17 protein-coding genes are annotated in these 19,529 nt (G+C 68.9%); 4 read left to right on the plus strand and 13 right to left on the minus strand.

The genetic code is table 11. From position 1 onward, the window contains the following. Window positions 1-125 precede the first annotated feature (125 nt). Together pafA and ACIDOF_RS06745 are read right to left on the minus strand one after the other, a co-directional pair. Complete coding sequence (gene pafA, locus ACIDOF_RS06740) at window positions 126-1,487, minus strand: Pup--protein ligase (protein ID WP_409004772.1); 1,362 nt, start codon at window positions 1,485-1,487, stop codon at window positions 126-128. Between the two features lie 9 nt (window positions 1,488-1,496). Further along, a complete protein-coding gene (locus ACIDOF_RS06745) occupies window positions 1,497-2,756 on the minus strand; it encodes an MFS transporter (protein WP_409004773.1) in 1,260 nt (419 codons plus the stop codon). A gap of 166 nt (window positions 2,757-2,922) precedes the next feature. Here ACIDOF_RS06745 and ACIDOF_RS06750 point away from each other — a divergent pair, with 166 nt between their 5' ends. Continuing rightward, window positions 2,923-3,927, plus strand: coding sequence for a LacI family DNA-binding transcriptional regulator (locus ACIDOF_RS06750; RefSeq protein ID WP_409004774.1), 1,005 nt, complete (start codon window positions 2,923-2,925; stop codon window positions 3,925-3,927). A gap of 77 nt (window positions 3,928-4,004) precedes the next feature. On the opposite strand, the gene prcA is transcribed toward ACIDOF_RS06750, so the two are convergent. The 6 genes from prcA to arc all read right to left on the minus strand — a co-directional run bounded on the left by prcA (window position 4,005) and on the right by arc (window position 10,134). Beyond that, complete coding sequence (prcA, locus tag ACIDOF_RS06755) at window positions 4,005-4,760, minus strand: proteasome subunit alpha (protein ID WP_308940924.1); 756 nt, start codon at window positions 4,758-4,760, stop codon at window positions 4,005-4,007. A 51-nt stretch (window positions 4,761-4,811) separates the two neighbouring features. Further along, window positions 4,812-5,657 carry a proteasome subunit beta gene (gene prcB / locus ACIDOF_RS06760; protein ID WP_409004775.1) on the minus strand — a complete coding sequence of 282 codons (846 nt, stop codon included), beginning with the start codon at window positions 5,655-5,657 and terminating at the stop codon, window positions 4,812-4,814. Next, a complete protein-coding gene (locus ACIDOF_RS06765) occupies window positions 5,609-5,812 on the minus strand; it encodes an endonuclease VII domain-containing protein (protein ID WP_409004930.1) in 204 nt (67 codons plus the stop codon). The genes prcB and ACIDOF_RS06765 overlap by 49 nt, the downstream gene beginning before the upstream one ends. Window positions 5,813-6,228: 416 nt before the next feature. Beyond that, entirely contained in the window at window positions 6,229-6,447 is a 219-nt protein-coding gene (locus ACIDOF_RS06770; protein WP_161704060.1) for a ubiquitin-like protein Pup, read from the minus strand. A gap of 138 nt (window positions 6,448-6,585) precedes the next feature. Continuing rightward, window positions 6,586-8,097 carry a depupylase/deamidase Dop gene (gene dop / locus ACIDOF_RS06775; RefSeq protein WP_409004776.1) on the minus strand — a complete coding sequence of 504 codons (1,512 nt, stop codon included), beginning with the start codon at window positions 8,095-8,097 and terminating at the stop codon, window positions 6,586-6,588. Window positions 8,098-8,367: 270 nt separating this feature from the next. Next, entirely contained in the window at window positions 8,368-10,134 is a 1,767-nt protein-coding gene (gene arc / locus ACIDOF_RS06780; RefSeq protein ID WP_409004777.1) for a proteasome ATPase, read from the minus strand. Between the two features lie 230 nt (window positions 10,135-10,364). Here arc and ACIDOF_RS06785 point away from each other — a divergent pair, with 230 nt between their 5' ends. After that, on the plus strand, window positions 10,365-10,676 hold the full coding sequence (locus tag ACIDOF_RS06785) for a ferredoxin (protein WP_409004778.1): 312 nt from the start codon (window positions 10,365-10,367) through the stop codon (window positions 10,674-10,676). Between the two features lie 28 nt (window positions 10,677-10,704). Here the strand turns inward: ACIDOF_RS06785 and ACIDOF_RS06790 are convergent, their stop codons facing one another. The 3 genes from ACIDOF_RS06790 to ACIDOF_RS06800 form a co-directional block, all read right to left on the minus strand. Continuing rightward, a complete protein-coding gene (locus ACIDOF_RS06790; protein ID WP_409004779.1) occupies window positions 10,705-11,268 on the minus strand; it encodes a hypothetical protein in 564 nt (187 codons plus the stop codon). Between the two features lie 200 nt (window positions 11,269-11,468). Then, window positions 11,469-12,377, minus strand: a complete 909-nt coding sequence (locus tag ACIDOF_RS06795) for a tRNA (adenine-N1)-methyltransferase (RefSeq protein WP_409004780.1) — start codon at window positions 12,375-12,377, stop codon at window positions 11,469-11,471. A gap of 87 nt (window positions 12,378-12,464) precedes the next feature. Then, window positions 12,465-14,060 (minus strand): site-2 protease family protein, encoded by a 1,596-nt coding sequence (locus ACIDOF_RS06800; RefSeq protein ID WP_409004781.1) that lies wholly within the window; start codon window positions 14,058-14,060, stop codon window positions 12,465-12,467. Window positions 14,061-14,239: 179 nt separating this feature from the next. Between ACIDOF_RS06800 and ACIDOF_RS06805 the strand changes: the two genes are divergently transcribed. Both ACIDOF_RS06805 and ACIDOF_RS06810 read left to right on the plus strand, forming a co-directional pair. Then, the gene (locus ACIDOF_RS06805) at window positions 14,240-15,133 is read left to right on the plus strand and encodes a RecB family exonuclease (protein WP_409004782.1); all 894 of its coding nucleotides are present in this window, start codon (window positions 14,240-14,242) and stop codon (window positions 15,131-15,133) included. Between the two features lie 27 nt (window positions 15,134-15,160). Further along, the gene (locus tag ACIDOF_RS06810; RefSeq protein WP_409004783.1) at window positions 15,161-15,832 is read left to right on the plus strand and encodes a response regulator; all 672 of its coding nucleotides are present in this window, start codon (window positions 15,161-15,163) and stop codon (window positions 15,830-15,832) included. 71 nt (window positions 15,833-15,903) lie between these two features. Here the strand turns inward: ACIDOF_RS06810 and ACIDOF_RS06815 are convergent, their stop codons facing one another. Together ACIDOF_RS06815 and ACIDOF_RS06820 are read right to left on the minus strand one after the other, a co-directional pair. Further along, complete coding sequence (locus tag ACIDOF_RS06815; protein ID WP_409004784.1) at window positions 15,904-17,487, minus strand: ABC transporter substrate-binding protein; 1,584 nt, start codon at window positions 17,485-17,487, stop codon at window positions 15,904-15,906. A 79-nt stretch (window positions 17,488-17,566) separates the two neighbouring features. Continuing rightward, complete coding sequence (locus ACIDOF_RS06820; RefSeq protein ID WP_409004785.1) at window positions 17,567-19,174, minus strand: ABC transporter substrate-binding protein; 1,608 nt, start codon at window positions 19,172-19,174, stop codon at window positions 17,567-17,569. Between the last annotated feature and the right edge of the window lie 355 nt (window positions 19,175-19,529).

Raw genomic sequence — 19,529 nt, forward strand, 5'->3', positions numbered from 1 at the left:
CGTGAGAAGGGCGCCGTACGAGAAACGTACGGCGCCCCGCGTTGCGTTCCGCCCTCAACGGACAGCGGAACAACGGCGATTCATCACTTTCCGGAGATCACCCACCGGAGCTCGCATACCGGAACTCACATACCGGCGATGAGTTTCTCCACCCGGTCGTCCACCGAACGGAACGGGTCCTTGCACAACACCGTGCGCTGCGCCTGGTCGTTGAGCTTCAGATGCACCCAGTCCACCGTGAAGTCCCGGCGCTGCTCCTGCGCCCTGCGGATGAAATCACCGCGCAGCCTGGCCCGGGTGGTCTGCGGGGGCACCGACTTGCCCTCGAAGATCTTCAAGTCGTTGCAGATACGGGCGGCTTGCCCCTTCTTCTCCAGCAGGTAGTACAGCCCACGACGCCGGTGGATGTCGTGGTACGCGAGGTCTATCTGCGCGACCCGCGGATGCGACATGGTCATGTTGTGCTTCGTGCGGTACCGCTCGATGAGCTTGTACTTCATGACCCAGTCGATCTCGGTGTCGATCTTGTCCAGGTCCTCCTGCTCGATCGCGTCGAGCGTACGGCCCCACAGCTCCAGGACCCGCTCCACGGTGCCCGTACGAATGCCGCGGCGCTCGCAGAAGTCCACGGCCTTCTCGTAGTACTCGCGCTGCACTTCCAGGGCCGAGGCCTCACGGCCGCTGGCCAGGCGCACCTTGCGGCGGCCCGTGGTGTCGTGGCTGACCTCGCGGATCGCCCGGATCGGGTTCTCCAGGGTCAGGTCCCGCATCACCGTGCCCGCCTCGATCATGCGGAGCACCAGGTCGGTCGCGCCGACCTTCAACAGCATCGTCGTCTCCGACATGTTGGAGTCGCCGACGATGACGTGCAGCCGCCGGTACCGCTCGGCGTCCGCGTGCGGCTCGTCCCGGGTGTTGATGATGGGCCGGGAACGCGTCGTCGCGGAACTGACGCCCTCCCAGATGTGCTCGGCGCGCTGACTCACGCAGTACACCGCACCGCGCGGCGTCTGCAGCACCTTGCCCGCGCCGCACAGCAACTGCCGGGTGACGAGGAACGGAATGAGAATGTCGGCCAGCCGGGAGAACTCCCCGTGCCGGGCCACCAGATAGTTCTCGTGGCAGCCGTAGGAGTTGCCCGCTGAATCGGTGTTGTTCTTGAACAGATAGACGTCGCCCGCGATTCCTTCCTCGTGCAGGCGACGCTCGGCGTCGACGAGCAGGCCTTCGAGAATGCGCTCGCCTGCCTTGTCGTGGGTGACCAGCTCGGTCACGTTGTCACATTCGGGTGTTGCATATTCCGGATGTGACCCCACGTCGAGATACAGGCGGGCGCCGTTCCGCAGGAAGACATTGCTGCTGCGGCCCCATGACACGACTCGGCGGAAGAGGTAGCGCGCCACTTCGTCAGGCGACAGACGGCGCTGTCCCCTGAACGTGCACGTGACGCCGTACTCGTTCTCCAGCCCGAAAATGCGGCGGTCCATGACTGAACATTACGCCTGATGCCCCGCACTGAAACCGGGTTCGACAGCACCGTTTCGATCACTTTCCGCCGAGCTCGCCACCTGCCCGCCGCCCGCGCGAGCCGACAGCACCCGCACCGTGCCGAGCAGCACGAGGAGCGCGGCCACTCCCCCGGCACCCGCGACCGCGAACCCCGCGGGCGTCCCGGCGCCCTCGATCGCCGGTCCCGCAACGCCCGTTCCGACCGCGGCGCCCACCCCGAACGTCGTCACCAGCCACGAGAAAGCCTCCGTCACCGTCCCCCGCGGCGCGTGCCGGTCCACGACGATGAACGCGCAGGCCAACGACGGCGCGAGGAACACCCCGGAAACCGCGGCCAGTACGCACATCGCCAACACGTCGGGCGTGAACATCAACGGCAGGTAACCCAGCGCCAACAGCCCGACAAGCACCCGCAACCGCCGCTCCGGCGCCCCCGCCCACTGCCGCGCCCCGTACACCACACCGCCGAGCAGCGCGCCGAGCCCGAGCGCCGCCATCAGCCAGCCGTACACCGACTCCCGGCCCTGGTCGTCCGCGTACGCCACACCCGCAACGGTGATCGAGCCGAGCGCGAGGCCCACGAAGAAGAACGAGCCCAGCAGCGCGAGCAGCCCCGGCGAGCGCAGCGCACCCAGCCAGTGCGCCTCCCGCGGCGCCGAACGCCACTGCCTGGACGGCTCGGAGACCACCACCGACAACGCGCCCACCACCCCGACCGCGTTGATGACGAGCAGCGCCGCCCCCGGCGACCACAGCGCCACGAACAGCGTCACCAGCAACGGGCCCACGGTGAACATGACTTCCTGCGCCACCGCGTCCAACGCATACGCCGCATGCACCTTGTCCGCACGCCCGAGCACATTCGGCCACAGCGCCCGCAGACCGCCCTCCAGCGGCGGCGTGAACAGCCCGGCGACGCCCACCGCCACGTACGCGAGCCACAGCGAGCCGATGCCGACGAACGCGAACATGGCCATGCCCAGGGCCGAAAGCACCGCCGCAGGCAGCATCACGCGCGGCTGCCCCCGCAGGTCCACCGCCCGCCCCAGCAGCGGCTGCCCGACGGCCGTCGCCAGCCCGTACACCGCCGCCAGCGCCCCCGCCAGGGTGTAACTGCCGCCCTCGGCGCGGGTGAACAGAACGATCGCGATGTGCCCCGTCGCGTTCGGCAGCCGGCCCACGAGCGTGCCGGTGAGCAGCCGCGCCGCATGCCGGGTCCGCAGCAGCTCCACGTATCCCGCGGCCATGTCCTGCCCCTTCTCCCCGCCCCCTCGCAGCATCCCGCGCCGCACTCACCCGCGCTCGGGGACACCCGTGGAAGTTTTACGTATAACGTCGACCTCATACGTACCATGAGCCCGGACCGACGGTCCACCCCACCGCCGCCCCACCACAGCCAGAACGGAGCCCGACGTGGCACGGCCCACCAGCAAGGACGTCGCCAGGGCAGCCGGCGTCTCCCAGGCCGCCGTCTCCCTCGTCCTCGGCGACAAATGGCACGGCCGCGTCTCCCCCGCCACCGCCGACCGCGTCCGCGACGCCGCCCGCACCCTCGGCTACCGCCCCAACCTCGCCGCCCGCAACCTCCGCCTCGGCCGCACCCGCACCGCCCTCCTCGTCGTCCCCGCCCTCACCAACGACTTCTTCGCCCGCGTCTACACCGGCGCCGCCCGCAAAGCCGCCGAACACGACTTCGGCGTCGTCCTCTACCCCTCACCCGAAGGCCTCGGCCCCGCCAAGGACCCCTTCGCCTCCGCCCGCGCCGCCCTCGACGGCGTCATCGCCTCCTCCATGGCCGCCCAGACCCTCACCGCCCTGCACGGCGCCGACCTCCCCCTCGTCATGCTCGACAGCGACCCCACCGACCCCACCGCAGGCGCCCACGTCAACCTCGACGTCGCCGACGGCATGCGCCAGATCACCGAACACCTCCTCGGCCTCGGCCACCGCCGCTTCCTGCACCTCGCCGCCGACGTCGACTCCTGGACCTTCGCCGCCCGCGCCCAGGCCATCCAGGACACCCTCGCCGCCACCCCCGGCACCACCCTCCGCACCGCCCGCGCCCCGCTCTCCGCCGCCTACTCCCGCGCCGCCGCCACCCAGGCCCTCGCCGCCCCCGGCCCCCGCCCCACCGCCGTCATCTGCGACGGCGACATGATCGCCGCCGGCGCCTGCAAAGCCGCCCGCCGCATGGGCCTCACCGTCCCCGACGACCTCTCCGTCACCGGCTTCGACGACCTCGCCCTCGCCACCGCCGTCGACCCCGAACTCACCACCGTCCGCCTCCCCGCCGAACGCGTCGGCGAACGCGGCATGGAAGCCCTCACCGCCATCCTCGACGGCCGCAGCCCGCAGAACGACGCCCTCCCCACCCAACTCGTCGTCCGCGACTCCACGGCCCCGCCACACACCCCCTGAACCCGAAAAAGCCCCGCGCCCCCACACCGCTCACCGAGCGACACAGGGGCACGGGGCCACAACCAACCGGCGAAGACCTACTCCTCGCCCTCCTCCTCGTCCGACGGCGCATCCGTCGGCGCCGACGCGGCACCGTCCGCCTCCAGCAGACGCGCCAACTGCCGGCCCACGATCCGCTTGAACTTCCGCTGCTGCGGCCGCGTACGGTCAAGCACCGCCACCTCGAGCCGCTCGGCCGGAATCTCCCGCTCCCCGCCGTTCGGCTCCCGCGACAACGCCTGCACAGCCAGCTTCAACGCGGCCGCGAGACTCATCCCGTCCTCGTGCCGCTGGTCCAGATAGCTGCTGATCTGCTCGGCATTGCCACCCACCGCGACCGAACCGTGCTCGTCCACGATCGAGCCGTCGTGCGGCAGCCGATAGATCTGGTCACCCTCGGGCGTCTCCCCGACCTCGGCGACCACCAACTCCACCTCGTACGGCTTCTCCGCCGCACTCGAGAAGATCGTGCCCAACGTCTGCGCGTACACGTTCGCCAGACCGCGAGCCGTCACATCGTCCCGGTCGTACGTGTACCCCCGCAGGTCGGCGTAGCGGACGCCGCCGATCCGCAGGTTCTCGTACTCGTTGTACTTACCGGCCGCGGCGAAGCCGATCCGGTCATAGATCTCGCTGAACTTGTGCAGCGCACGGGACGGGTTCTCGCCGACGAACACGATGCCGTCGGCGTACTGCAGCACAACCAGGCTGCGACCACGGGCGATGCCCTTCCGGGCGTACTCCGCCCGGTCGGCCATGGCCTGCTGGGGTGAGACATAGAACGGCGTAGACACCGGCTATCCGTCCCTTTCTGTCAGTGGCTGGGCGATCATTCCGGGGCCTTCTCAGAGCAGCGCGGCACGCGGGCCGTCCGGCTCCTCGAGCCGCCGCTCGAGCACCGACCGCGCGATCTCCGAGGCCTCCTCGTCGGTCAGCCGGCGGAAACCCTCATCGGTGATCACGGTGACGATCGGATAGATCCGACGGGCCACATCCGGCCCACCCGTCGCCGAGTCGTCGTCCGCCGCGTCGTACAGCGCCTGCACGACCAGCGTCGTCGCCTGCTCCTCGGTCAGATCGTCCTTGTAGAGCTTCTTCATCGACCCACGCGCGAAGATCGACCCGGACCCGGTGGCGGCGTACCCCTGCTCCTCGGAACGGCCACCCGTCACGTCGTACGAGAAGATGCGGCCCTTCTCGCGATCCAGGTCGTACCCCGCGAAGAGCGGGACCACGGCGAGGCCCTGCATCGCCATGCCGAGGTTGGAACGGATCATCGTCGAGAGCCTGTTGGCCTTGCCCTCCAGCGAGAGCGTGGCCCCCTCGACCTTCTCGAAGTGCTCCAGCTCCAGCTGGAACAGCTTCACCATCTCCACCGCGAGCCCCGCCGTGCCGGCGATGCCGACCGCGGAGTGCTCGTCCGCGGGGAAGACCTTCTCGATGTCGCGCTGCGCGATCATGTTCCCCATCGTCGCCCGCCGGTCACCGGCGAGGACGACACCGCCGGGGAACGTCGCGGCGACGATCGTCGTGCCGTGCGGCGCCTCGATCACGCCCTTGGTGGGCGGGAGTTGACGATTGCCCGGCAGCAACTCCGGCTGGTGCTCGGAGAGGAAGTCCACGAAGGACGAGGATCCAGGCGTCAGGAAGGCAGCTGGTAGACGCCCGGTGCTACGAGGATTGGCTTCCACGAGTTTCCTTCCAGGTAAGCGGCGGCTCGCCTCATGGCGTCCGGTCGATCCTTGAACTGGCCCAAACCTGCATTGCAGCTGAAGCACAGCACGCCACGGACCTTACCCGTCTCGTGACAGTGATCAACATGTTCTGCAGGAGCTGCGAGACAGATGCAACAGACGCCCGCCTGTTGGCCTTCAGGTCGTCCAACTCACCAGGCGTCAGGCCGTACTTGCGCTTGAAGTAGGCAATCCGGTTCCGCTCCGCGCGACAGTCACGGCAGTAACTGGCCCAGCCGTCGGACGAGGTCTTGTTCCGCTCCCATTCGGAATGCGGCTTGACCTCACCACAGTCCGGGCAGCGCTTGTGCCCTCGCGGCACAGGCACCCGAATCCGCACCGGCTTCCCCTTGGCCTCCTGACGCTGCCGGTAGTACTCAGCTGCGCACTCCCGGCAGTACGCCTGGAGGCCATCCCTCATGGACCGGTTGCTAGCAAACGCCGCACGCGGCAAGACACGGCGACACCGCGAACAACACTTCGCCCCATCCGCCTCAAACACGACTCAACCTTCGATTCGAAGGCGAAATCACTCTCCACCCTTCTGAACGAAGGACCGCACGAAATCCTCGGCATTCTCCTCCAGGACATCGTCAATCTCATCCAGCACCGAGTCGACATCGTCGCTCAGCTTCTCCTGTCGCTCCTTGAGGTCCTCCGAGGCCTCGGCGTCCTGCGCCTGCTCCTCGACCTCCTCGGTGGAACGCGTCGCCTTCTGCTGTCCGCCGCCAGTGTCCTTGGTCGCCATCTGACTCACCCCGCTCGGTGTCGACGTTCGACGTTCTTGATCAGACCCTACGTTCCGGGTCGGACATCGGCCCCGCACTTGCATCAACGTGCGGGACCCACCCCAGTGATTCCCAGCTCCCGGCCTTTCAGCCGCCGGTCAGTTGCCCGAAAGCACCCGGACCAGCTCTTCGGCAGTCCTGCACCGGTCGAGCAGCTCCTTAACGTGATTACGCGTTCCGCGAAGCGGCTCCAGGGTGGGCACCCGCTGCAGCGAGTCCCGCCCGGGCAGATCGAAGATCACGGAGTCCCAGGAGGCCGCCGCGACGTCGTCCGCGTACTGCTCGAGGCAGCGGCCGCGGAAGTAGGCGCGGGTGTCCTCCGGAGGCTTGGTCTCGGCCCGCTCGACGTCCTGCTCGTCCAGGAGGCGCTTCATCTTGCCGCGTGCCGCCAGACGGTTGTACAGGCCCTTCTCGGGGCGTACGTCCGCGTACTGGAGGTCGACGAGGTGCAGGCGTGCGGCGTCCCAGTCGAGGTTGTCGCGCCGGCGGTAGCCCTCCATGAGTTCGCGCTTGGCGACCCAGTCGAGCTCGCCGGAGAGGCTCATCGGGTCGGTCTCCAGGCGGGTGAGGACGTCTTCCCAGCGGGTGAGGACGTCCTTGGTCTGCTCGTCGGCGTCGGCGCCGTACCGCTCCTCGACGTACTTGCGGGCGAGTTCGAAGTACTCCATCTGCAGCTGTACGGCGGTGAGGGTGCGGCCGCTGCGGAGGGTGACGAGGTGTTGCAGGGACGGGTCGTGGGAGACCTGGTGGAGGGTGCGTACGGGCTGGTCCACGGCGAGGTCCACGGCGATGAAGTTGTCCTCGATCATGGAGAGGACGAGGGCCGTGGTGCCGAGCTTCAGGTACGTCGAGATCTCGGAGAGGTTGGCGTCGCCGATGATGACGTGCAGGCGGCGGTATTTCTCGGCGTCGGAGTGCGGCTCGTCGCGGGTGTTGATGATGGGGCGCTTGAGGGTGGTTTCGAGGCCGACCTCGACCTCGAAGTAGTCGGCGCGCTGGCTGATCTGGAAGCCGTGTTCGTGGCCGTCCTGGCCGATGCCGACGCGGCCGGCGCCGGTGACGACCTGGCGGGAGACGAAGAACGGCGTGAGGTGGCGCACGATGTCGGAGAACGGGGTCTCCCGCTTCATCAGGTAGTTCTCGTGCGTGCCGTACGAGGCGCCCTTGTTGTCGGTGTTGTTCTTGTAGAGGTGGATGGGCTGGGCGCCGGGGAGCTGGGCGGCTCGTTCGGCGGCCTCGGCCATGATGCGTTCGCCGGCCTTGTCCCAGAGGACGGCGTCGCGGGGGTTGGTGACCTCGGGGGCGCTGTACTCGGGGTGGGCGTGGTCCACGTAGAGGCGGGCGCCGTTGGTGAGAATGACGTTGGCGAGGCCGATGTCCTCGTCGGTGAGCTGGCTGGAGTCGGCGGCCTCGCGGGCGAGGTCGAAGCCTCGCGCGTCGCGCAGCGGGTTCTCCTCCTCGAAGTCCCAGCGGGCCCGGCGGGCCCGGTGCATCGCCGCCGCGTAGGCGTTGACGATCTGGGACGAGGTGAGCATGGCATTGGCGTTGGGGTGGCCGGGGACGGAGATGCCGTACTCCGTCTCGATGCCCATTACTCGCCGTACGGTCATGCGGCCCTCCTTGCCCGGCGGCGTTCCCTTGTGGGAGCGGCGCTCAAGTACCGCTGGTTCTCCGATGCGTGTGCGGTGCCCGTCCCCGCACTGCGCTTCTCGGCGGTACGGAAGAGCCTAGAACGCCTTTGCGCTGGTGGGGAGATCAATTCGGTCATTGCTGTGGCTCGGTGTGTGTTCCCCGGGTGTTCCGGGGTGTTTCCGGGGGTGTTTCCGGAAAACAGTCGGCTGCGGGTACCCCGTGATGGGCACCCGCAGCCGCCCTGTTTTTTACAGGTACTGTCCGGTGTTCGCCACGGTGTCGATGGAACGTCCGGTGTCGGCGCCCTGCTTTCCGGTGACGAGGGTACGGATGTAGACGATCCGTTCGCCCTTCTTGCCGGAGATGCGGGCCCAGTCGTCGGGGTTGGTGGTGTTGGGAAGGTCCTCGTTCTCCTTGAATTCGTCGACGCATGCCTGGAGCAGGTGTGCGACGCGGAGGCCCTTCTGGTTCTGTTCGAGGAAGGCCTTGATGGCCATTTTCTTGGCGCGGCCGACGATGTTCTCGATCATTGCGCCGGAGTTGAAGTCCTTGAAATAGAGGACTTCCTTGTCGCCGTTGGCGTACGTGACTTCGAGGAAGCGGTTCTCCTCGGATTCGGCGTACATCTGCTCGACGACGGACTGGATCATGGCGGCTGCGGTCGCGTCGCGGTCGCCGGTGTGTTCGGCCAGGTCGTCGGCGTGCAGGGGCAGCGAGGACTTCATGTACTTGGCGAAGATGTCCTTCGCGGCCTCGGCGTCGGGGCGCTCGATCTTGATCTTCACGTCGAGGCGGCCGGGGCGCAGGATGGCGGGGTCGATCATGTCCTCGCGGTTGGAGGCGCCGATGACCACGACGTTCTGCAGGCCTTCCACGCCGTCGATCTCGGCGAGCAGCTGGGGGACGATGGTGTTTTCCACGTCGGAGCTGACGCCGGATCCGCGGGTGCGGAAGAGGGATTCCATCTCGTCGAAGAAGACGATGACGGGGGTTCCCTCGCTGGCCTTCTCGCGGGCACGTTGGAAGACGAGGCGGATCTGTCGCTCGGTCTCGCCGACGTACTTGTTGAGGAGTTCGGGGCCCTTGATGTTGAGGAAGAAGCTCTTGCCTGCGGCCTGTCCGGTGACTTCGGCGACCTTCTTGGCAAGGGAGTTGGCGACGGCTTTCGCGATGAGCGTCTTGCCGCAGCCGGGCGGGCCGTAGAGCAACACGCCCTTGGGCGGGCGGAGTTCGTGCTCCTTGAACAGGTCGGGGTAGAGGTAGGGGAGTTCGACCGCGTCGCGGATCAGTTCGATCTGGTTTCCCAGGCCGCCGATCTGTTCGTAGCCGATGTCCGGGACCTCTTCGAGGACCAGTTCTTCGACCTCGCTCTTGGGTACGACTTCGTAGACGTATCCGGAGCGGGGTTCGAGCAGGAGGGCGTCGCCGGGGCGGATGGTGATGTCGAGAAGCGGCTCGGCGAGCCGGACGACGCGCTCTTCGTCGGTGTGGCCGACGACCAGGGCGCGTTCGCCGTCCTCGAGGATCTCCTTGAGGGTGACGATGTCGCCGGCGCGCTCGAATTCCATGGCCTCGACCACGTTGAGCGCTTCGTTGAGCATCACTTCCTGGCCGCGTCGGAGCTCGTCGAGCTCGACGCTGGGGCTGACGTTCACGCGGAGCTTTCGGCCGCCGGTGAAGATGTCGCAGGTTCCGTCCTCGTTGGCCTGCAGGAAGACACCGAAGCCGGCCGGGGGCTGTGCGAGCCGGTCGACTTCCTCCTTGAGGGCCACGATCTGGTCTCGGGCCTCACGGAGGGTGTTCGCGAGCCGTTCGTTCTGGGCGGAGACTCCGGCCAGGTTTGTCTGCAGCTCGACGATCCGCTCTTCGAGAATTCTCGTGTGCCGCGGAGAGTCGGCGAGCTTACGTCGCAGGACGGCGATCTCCTGCTCGAGATAGGCAATCTGACCGGCGGGGTCGTCGGACCCTCGACCCGGGCGGATGCCGCGGTTCATGTCGTCGTCGTGGGCTGCCACGGTCCTCACCTCCTCCAAGGGGAGCTGGACGCTTCCTGACCCTACCTGGGCCGGTACGGATTGAAACCCCTAGATCACAAAGTGCTCTGGGCTGTGTCCGATCTTCACCCCTGTGTACTCCCTCACGCCAGGTGAATACCCACGGAACAACATCAAAAAGCGAGCGGTTGTAGGGTCGGAAGGTCCAACACCCGTCAGTACGGGGCCGACTTGTGAGTGAAGCGGGAGAGATGAGCGTGCAGCAGGAGGCCCGGGGAGCGGTCGTCGACGAGGAGCTCGAGGTCTGGATCGATCAGGACCTGTGCACCGGTGACGGCATCTGTGCGCAGTACGCGCCGGAGGTCTTCGAGCTCGACATCGACGGTCTTGCGTATGTGAAGAGCGCGGAGGACGAGCTGCTGCAGGATCCGGGGGCGACGACGCGGGTGCCGCTGCCGTTGTTGCGGGATGTCGCGGACTCGGCGAAGGAGTGTCCGGGCGACTGCATTCATGTACGGCGCGTGACGGACGGTGTCGAGGTGTACGGACCGGACGCGGAGTAGCGGCCCGTACACCTGGGGTGGGCGTCGGTCAGACGCTCTTGGCGGCGGGTTGTTCGCTGCGGACGAACGTGCCGTCCTGCCATTGCCACTTGGCCTTGTCCTGGGTGTCCGGGCAGCAGCTCGGGACGTCGGGCGAGGAGTAGCCGAGGAGGGTGGCGGTGACGGCTCCGCCGCGTACGGCGAAGTCGGTGACGCTGAGGCGGTCCTTGGGGTCGACGAGGGTGGCGACGACGCGGGGCTTGCCTTCGGTGCCTCGGGCGATGACGTAGACGCCGCTGGGCGGGGTGCCGGAGCCGGAGGCGCAGCGGACGACGGCGACGGTCTCGGGGCTGCGGTCGCCGTCGAGGTCGCCGGTGGCCTTCTTCTGGATCTGGGGTGCGGTGACGCCGCACTGCAGGGGGTAGTCGACGTTCTTCGGGTCGGGGGCGGCGGTTCTGGTGGCGGCCGGGGGGCCTGCCTGGGCTGCGGTGGCGTGGTCGGGCTGCAGGAACGAGGAGCCCGCGACGACTGCGGCCAGTGCCGTGGCGGTGGCGAGCCAGTGCACGGGGCGGGGGGTTGTGTGTGCCAGTTCCGGGACGGCGGGGTGCTGCACTAGGAGCGTCTCCTGTGGGCTGTGCCGGTGGGAGGGGTGCCCAGCATGGTGCCATACGTCACAGTCGGGTGGAACGGCGGGGTCCGATGTGGTGGCTTCGGGTATAAGCGGCCAACGGCCAAGCGCCGCCGTCGAGTTCCGTGTGTGGTGCGGGAACTCGGCGGCGGCGCTTGTTCGTTGGGGTGGTTCCTTCGGTGCGGTCAGCGGCCGGTGGCTGCGCCGCGGTCGGCGTTCGGTCCCGAGTAGTCCTCGCCGTACGCGCCCTTGGCGGGGCGGCGGCGGCGCATGGGGGGCTCGACTCCGTCGGCGAGGCGGCGGGCGGTGAGCAGGAAGCCGGTGTGGCCGATCATGCGGTGGTCGGGGCGGACGGCGAGGCCTTCGACGTGCCAGTTGCGGATCATCGATTCCCACGGCTGGGGCTCGGCGAAGCAGCCGATCTCGCGGATCGACTCGACGGTGCGGGCCAGCTGGGTGGTGGTCGCGACGTAGCAGCAGAGGATGCCGCCGGGGACGAGGGCCTTGGAGACGGCGTCCAGGCATTCCCAGGGGGCGAGCATGTCGAGGATGACGCGGTCGACGTCGGTGTCCCACAGGTTGTCCTGGAGGTCGCCGACGGTGAGCTGCCAGGCGGGGTGGGGGCCGCCGAAGTAGCGCTCGACGTTCTGCTGGGCGATCTCGGCGAAGTCCTCGCGGCGCTCGTAGGAGTGCAGCATGCCCTGGTCGCCGATGGCGCGCAGCAGGAAGCTGCTGAGCGAGCCCGAGCCGACGCCGGCTTCGACGACGCGTGCGCCGGGGAAGATGTCGGCGAAGGCGAGGATCTGCCCCGCGTCCTTGGGGTAGACCACGGCGGCGCCGCGGGGCATGGACAGGACGTAGTCGGGGAGCAGGGGGCGGAGCGCGAGGTAGGCGACGTTGCCGGTGGTGCGGACAACGCTGCCCTCGGGGGCGCCGATCAGCTCGTCGTGCGGGAAGGAACCCTTGTGGGTGTGGAAGTTCTTTCCCTCTTCGAGCGTGAAGGTGTAGTGGCGGCCCTTGGGGTCGGTCAGCTGTACCTGGTCCCCGACCTTGAAGGGCCCGCGTCGGCGGGCGGCACCGGTCGGTTCGGACATGCGACCAGGGTACCGGCCCGGCCGTGGGCGCCCGACCACGAGGGGGCGCCGACGACCGGGGGGTGCGGGTCGGGTGGAGCGGTGCGGTCAGTGGGAGCGGGCCATGGCCTTGACGAAGGCGCGCTCGACGTCGGCGGTGGAGAGGACGCCGTAGATCTCGCCGGTGGGTTCGACGACGAGGTACTCGGTGGCGGGGGTGGCGCGCAGGGTGTCGATGAGGTCTTCGCCGGCGAGTTCGGCGGAGACGCGCATGCCGTCGGTGAGGTCCTGGGCGAGTCCGCTGACGGCGACCCAGGGGCGGCGGTGTTCGGGGACGCCGACGATGGCGGCTTCGCGTACGAGCGCGGTGGCGTCGCCTTCGCTGTCGACGACGACGAGGGCGCGGGCGCCGGCGGCGTTGGCGCGGCGGAGGGCTTCGGAGAGCGGGGTGTCGGAGGTGACGGGGACGGCGCGGCGGGTGAGCTTGCGGGCCTGGAGCTGCGGGAGGTGTTCGCGCAGGCGGGCCATGCGGAGGCTGTTGCCGGCGCCGGTCCAGATGATCGCGGCGAGGATGGCGGCGAGCAGGGCGTCGGTGACGGTCTCCATGCCGATGCTGCGGGGGGCGGTGCCGCCGAGGGCGCCGGACTGGGTGAGCAGCGGGAGCCCGATGAGTACGGAGACGGCGAGGGCGCGGCCGACCCAGGCGGCGGCGACGGTGCCGGCCATGGGCTTGCCGGTGAGCTTCCAGACGACGGCGCGGAGCATGCGGCCGCCGTCGAGGGGCAGGCCGGGCAGCAGGTTGAAGATCGCCACGATCAGGTTGGAGATCATCAGGCCGGCCATGAGGACGCCGGGCACGGTGCCGGGTTCGACGACGTACATGCCCGCGTAGAAGACGGCGGTGAGGACGAGGGAGAGGAGCGGGCCGACGAAGGCGAGCATGAACTCGCGGCCGGGGGTCTCGGACTCCTTCTCGATCTCCGATACGCCTCCGAAGAACTGGAGTTGGATGCGGCGGACCGGGAGCTTGTACCGCAACGCGACGACGGTGTGGGCGAGTTCGTGGACCAGCACGGAGGCGTAGAAGGCGACCGCGAAGAACAGCGAGACGAGGTAGCGCAGGGCGCCGAGCTCGGGCAGGATCCGGTCGAGCTGCGCGCCGAAGACCCAGGTGATGAGGGCCGCGACGAGGAACCAGCTGGGTGCGACGTGGATCGGCACTCCGAAGATCCGGCCCATCACGATCCCGCCGCGGGTCCGCTCCGGCTTGGGGGCGGGAGCGGGGAGGGCCGCGGGCTTGGGGGCGGGTTCCGGCTTCGCGGGTTCCGGCTTCGCGAGGTCGGGCTTCGCGGGTTCCGGCTTCGCGGGTTCGGGCGTTGCGGGTCCGGGGGTTTCCGTCGCCGGTTCTTGCGCGCGCTCGGCCCGAGGCTCTTCAGGCGTCGGCCCGGGCTCGCGCTGCGGCTCCGGTTCCGACTCCGCTTCGGGCTTCGACTCCCGTGCCGCGGAAGGCTCCTGGGGTGCGTCGTCCGCCGGGGCGGGTTCCCGTACGGCGGACTCCTTCGGCTCGTTCGGCTCGCTCGGCTCGTCCGGCGTGCGCTCGGCGTTCTCCTCGTCGGCGCGCCGGGTCTGGTCCCGCCGGGCGCTCTCGTCCGTACCGGGGGCCGCTCCCCCGGCCCGGGAGCGCGGCTGGCCGCTCTCGTCCACTGTGACCCTGTCTCCTCGTTCGAAGCGTCTTCCGCCGCCGTGTGACGCGCCCGCCCGTCTGCCGGCCGGCGCGTCCCGTCGGGCGCCGTGAGCCGCTGGTTCTCTGATCATGCAGTGCGAGAGGGTGTGACGTCGATGGTATGCGTCCGCTGTCAGTGGCGGGTCGTAGGGTCTTCTCCATGGAAAACAGCACCGACACTGCCGTGGCCGCAGTCCCTCCGGCGTCGCTCTCGCCGTCCCGGGCGAGCGATTTCATGCAGTGCCCGCTGCTCTATCGCTTCCGGGTGATCGACAAGCTGCCGGAGAAGCCGAGCGAGGCGGCCACGCGCGGGACGTTGGTGCACGCGGTCCTGGAGCGGCTCTTCGACGCCCCGGCGGCCGAGCGGACCCCGCCGCGCGCGAAGTCCCTGCTGCCCGGCCAGTGGGACCGACTCCGGGCGTCCAAGCCGGAGTTGGCGGAGCTGTTCGGGGAGGCGGACGAGGAGGGCGCCGGGCAGCGCATGGCCGAGTGGCTGGCGCAGGCCGAGGCGCTGGTGGAGCGCTGGTTCACGCTGGAGGACCCGACGCGTCTGGAGCCGGCCGAGCGGGAGCTGTTGGTCGAGGCGGAGCTGGAGTCGGGCCTGAAGCTGCGCGGCATCATCGACCGCGTGGACGTGGCGCCGACGGGCGAGGTCCGCATCGTCGACTACAAGACGGGCAAGGCCCCGCGCCCGGAGTACGCGGAGGGCGCCCTGTTCCAGATGAAGTTCTACGCGCTGGTGGTGTGGCGCCTGAAGGGTGTCGTGCCGCGGCGGCTGCAGCTGGTGTATCTGGGCAGCGGCGATGTGCTGACGTACGACCCGGTGCCGGCGGATCTGGAGCGGGTGGAGCGGAAGCTGCACGCGTTGTGGGACGCGATCCGGATCGCGACCGAGTCGGGCGACTGGCGGCCACGGCGCACGAAGCTGTGCGGCTGGTGCGACCATCAGGCGGTTTGCCCGGAATTCGGGGGGACTCCCCCGCCGTATCCCCTTCCGGTCAGGGCGCCCGGCTCCGGCGGGGACGAGCAGGGCAGAATGGGCGACCCGGTCTAGACCGTCCGCTCTCGAAGGAGATATCTCGTGGCGATCCGCGTTCTGCTGGTCGACGACCAGCCGCTGCTGCGCACCGGCTTCCGGATGATTCTGGAGGCCGAGCAGGATCTCGCGGTCGTCGGCGAGGCGGGTGACGGGCTGCAGGCGCTCGACCAGGTGCGTGCGCTGCAGCCCGATGTCGTGCTGATGGACATCCGCATGCCCCGCATGGACGGGGTGGAGGCGACCCGGCAGATCACGGGCCCGGAGCGGGACGGCCCGGCGAAGGTGCTCGTCCTGACGACGTTCGACCTCGACGAGTACGTGGTGGAGGCGCTCAAGGCGGGCGCCTCCGGCTTCCTCCTGAAGGACGCGCCGGCGCACGAGCTGGTGCAGGCGATCCGGGTGGTCGCCGCGGGCGAGGCGATGCTGGCGCCGAGCATCACCCGCCGGCTGCTCGACAAGTACGCGGACCATCTGCCGTCCGGCGAGGAGCCGGTGCCGGACACGCTGCACACGTTGACCGAGCGCGAGGTCGAGGTGCTGAAGCTGGTGGCGCGTGGCCTGTCGAACGCGGAGATCGCGGCGGACCTGTTCGTCAGCGAGACCACGGTGAAGACGCATGTGGGCCATGTGCTGACCAAGCTGGGCCTGCGCGACCGCGTGCAGGCGGCGGTGTACGCGTACGAGAGCGGGCTGGTGCGGCCCGGCGCGCAGTAGCGGAACGGACGCGCGCGACGGCCCGGGGCGATCCTCCGCCCCGGGCCGTCGTGCGTCCTGCCGTGTGCAGGTCAGTGCTTCTCGAGTTCCCAGAAGCGGAAGACCGTGGAGGCGTCGAGGCACCATTCGACGCCGGTGACGCGGTCGGAGGTCACGGCGTACTGCTTGCCCTGCCAGACGGGCAGGACGGGCAGCTCGTCGGCGACGATCTCCTGGAGTTCGCCGAAGTCCTTCGCGGTGGCGGCCCGTTCGGTGACGGCGGCGGTGTTGGGGACGATCCGGTCGGTGATCGACTTGTTGCTGTAGTTGTTCTGCAGCACGTTGTCGTGGCCGAAGAACGGCTGGGTGAAGTTGTCGGGGTCCGGGTAGTCGGGGACCCAGCCCTTCACGTAGACGCCGTACTTGCCGTCCTTGATGTCCTTCTCGTACTGCTCGAAGGGCACGGACTTGACGTCGGCGTCGAAGAGGCCGCTGGCGTTGAGCTGGTCGGCGATGGCCTTGAACTCCTGGACCGTGGCCGGGCCGTAGCGGGACGGGGTGGCCCACAGGGTCAGGTCGACCTTGCCGCGCACGCCGGCCTGGCGGAGTGCGGCGGCGGCCTTGTCGCGGCGCGGGCTGTCGCCGTACGTGTCGAAGAACGGGGTGGTGTGGCCGGTGATGCCGGACGGGATGATCGAGTACAGCGGCGTCGCGGTGTCCTCGTAGACCTTGTTGACGAGGGCCTCGCGGTCGAGGAGGTAGGCCATGGCCTTGCGGACGCCGGGCTTGCCGGTGACCGGGTGGTCCATGTTGAAGACGAGGTGCTGGACCTCGGCGCTGGAGCCCTCGACGACCTCGACGCCGGACGCGTCGCCCTTCTTCTCGATGTCGGCTATGTCCTCGGCGGCGAGGCCGCGGTAGGCGAGGTCGATGCCGCCGTCGAGGATGGCCTGCTTGAGCTTGTCGCGGTCGCCGTGGAAGAACTTCAGGGTGAGCGCGGAGTTCTTGCGCTCGGCCGGGCCGCGGTACTTGGTGTTGGCCTTGAAGGCGGCCTGCTCGTCGCTGAAGGACTCCAGCGTGTACGGGCCGGAGCCGACGGCCTTGTCGTCGTCGCGCAGCCGGTCCGCCGGGTAGACGCGGTGGTCGACGATGGCGCCCGCGCCGGTGGCGATCTTGCTGGGGAAGGTGGCGTCCGGCTTCTTGAGGCGGAACACGACCGTGCGGGCGTCGGGCGCCTCCACGTGGTCGATCGAGGAGAGCATGACGGCGGCGGGGCCGTCGGCGGCGTTGATCTCACGGGTGCGGTCGAAGGAGAACTTGACGTCCTTCGAGGTCAGCGCGTTGCCGTTGCTGAACTTCAGGCCGGAGCGGAGCGTGCAGCTGAAGACCCGGGTGTGGGCGTCGGTGAAGCCGCACTCCTCGGCCGCGTCGGGCTCGGGCTGCGTGCCGCCCTTGGGGAAGCTGAGCAGCGACTGGAAGACGTTGTTGAACAGCAGCCACGAGCCGGGGTCGTAGCCTGCGGCGGGGTCGGTGGCGAGGACCTCGTCGGACATGCCCATGACCACGGCGCCGGCGGTGTCCTCGGCGCCCTTGTCGGTGCCGCAGGCGGTGAGCAGTCCCGCGGCGGCGAGGGAGGCCGCGAGGAACGGGGCGTACCGCTGGGTGCGCTTGTTCACGTTCTGGTTCGTTCCTTTGGTGCGCAGTGGTTCACGTGGTGCTGTACGTACGGAGGTTGGGCCGGTCGGGTCGGCCGGTTCAGGCGCCGGCGCCGCGGCCCAGCTCCCAGAGCTGCATGTTGGACGAGGAGTTGAGCGCCCATTCGACGCCCGTGATGTCGTCGCGGGCGGCGACGTACTGCTTGCCCTGCCACAGCGGGAGGACCGGGACGTCACGGGCGACGATGTCCTGGACGTCCTCGATGGGCTCGGCGGCGGAGAGCCGGTCGGTCTCCTGGCGGGACTCGGGGATGAGGGTGTTGCGGATCGTGCGGTTCGCGTACGGCGAGGCGAGGAAGTTGTCCTTGTCGAGGAACGGCGCGATGAAGTTGTCGGCGTCGGGGAAGTCGGGGAACCAGCCCATGCCGTAGACGGCGTACTTGCCGTCGAGCTCGTTCGGGCGGAACTTCAGCCAGTCGGTGCCCTTGATGTCGACGTCGAAGAGCCCGGAGGCGTTGAGCTGCTTGCGCAGGAGCTCGAACTCGGTCTTCGTGCCGGGGCCGTAGTGGTCCGTCGTGTAGTTCAGGGTGAGCTCGACGGGGGTGTCGACGCCGGCCTTGGCGAGGAGGGCGCGGGCCTTGGCGGTGCTGGGGTCTCCGTACTCGTTGAAGAAGGAGTTGGTGTGCCCGGTGATGGTGGCCGGGACGAGGGAGTAGAGCGGCTCGGCGGCGTCGCCGTACACCTTGGAGGTGATCTCGCCGCGGTCGACGAGCTGGGCCATGGCCTGGCGGACGGCGCGGTTCTTGACTTCGGGGGCGTCGGTGTCGAAGCCGAGGTAGCGCATTTCGAGGCCGGGCATCTCCACGACGTCGATCTTGTCGTCGTCGTTCTCGGAGAGCTTCTTGACCTGCGCGGCGTCGAGACTGCGGGCCATCAGGTCGATGTCGCCGCTCTCCAGGGACTCCCCCATGGCGTTGGAGTCGTCGAAGGAGCGCAGCTCCACGGTGTTGCTGCTCTTCGGCGTCAAGTTGCCTTTGTAGTGCGGGTTCTTGGTGAAGACGGCCTTCACGACGGTGTTGTCGTCGACCTCGGTCTTCAGGGTGTACGGCCCGGACGCGTCGATGTCGAAGCCGCTGCGCAGGTTCTTCGCGTCGTACTTCTCGGGGTTGACGATGCCCGCGGCGGGGGTGGCCAGCTTGTACGGGAAGGTGGCGTCGGCGCTCTTCAGGTGGAAGATCACCTTGCGTTCGCCGCTGGTCTCGACGGCGTCGATGTTGGCGAGGAGGCCGGAGGGGCCGTTCTTGTCCTTGATGGTGAGGACGCGTTCGATGGAGTACTTCACGTCGTCCGCGGTCATCTCGCTGCCGTCGGAGAACTTGAGGCCGCCGCGCAGGGTGCATTCGAAGCGCTCGTTGCCGCTGTCGGTGAAGCCGCAGCGCTCGGCCGCCTCCGGTTCGGGCTCGCCGCCGCCGCGGGGCAGGTGCATCAGGGTCTGCACGGTCTGCCGCAGCACGTTCCAGGAGCTCGCGTCGTACGCGTACGCCGGGTCGAAGGGGGCCGGGGTGCCGCCCGAGGTGGAGAACCGGTCGGTGGTGCCGACGACGATGGCGCCGTCCTTGTCGTCGCCGCCGTCCACCGCGCCGCAGGCGGCGAGGGCCGGGGCGAGCAGGCCGATGACGGCCGGCAGCACCAGGGTCTTGCGGTTCATGCTCGGACTTCTCCAACGTTCGTCCCCGCGGCCTCCGCGACAGGGGTGGGTCGGGGAGGCACGGGATGCGGTGCGATGTTCTCGCGACGAGATTAGTCCGCGCTGTCAGGAACGCTGGAGACGCCCGGAGTTGGACGGTAATCACGCTGTGACAGCGGATGTGGACGCAACGAATACCCAACCGCGGAAGTTTTCGTGCACGCGGCAATGAATCGGGACACAAGGTCACGCAAGTCCCTTGCCCTGTAAGGCTTGCAGCACATCCGGGCAGGGCTGTCGACCGGCGCTCGCGTGACAAAGCTCACGCCCGGAAGTCACGTGCGGGGTGAACTCCCGCCAATCCGGGCCTGTCCGG

The sequence above is a fragment of the Streptomyces sp. Da 82-17 genome (genome assembly GCF_046098215.1).
GTDB lineage: Bacteria > Actinomycetota > Actinomycetes > Streptomycetales > Streptomycetaceae > Streptomyces.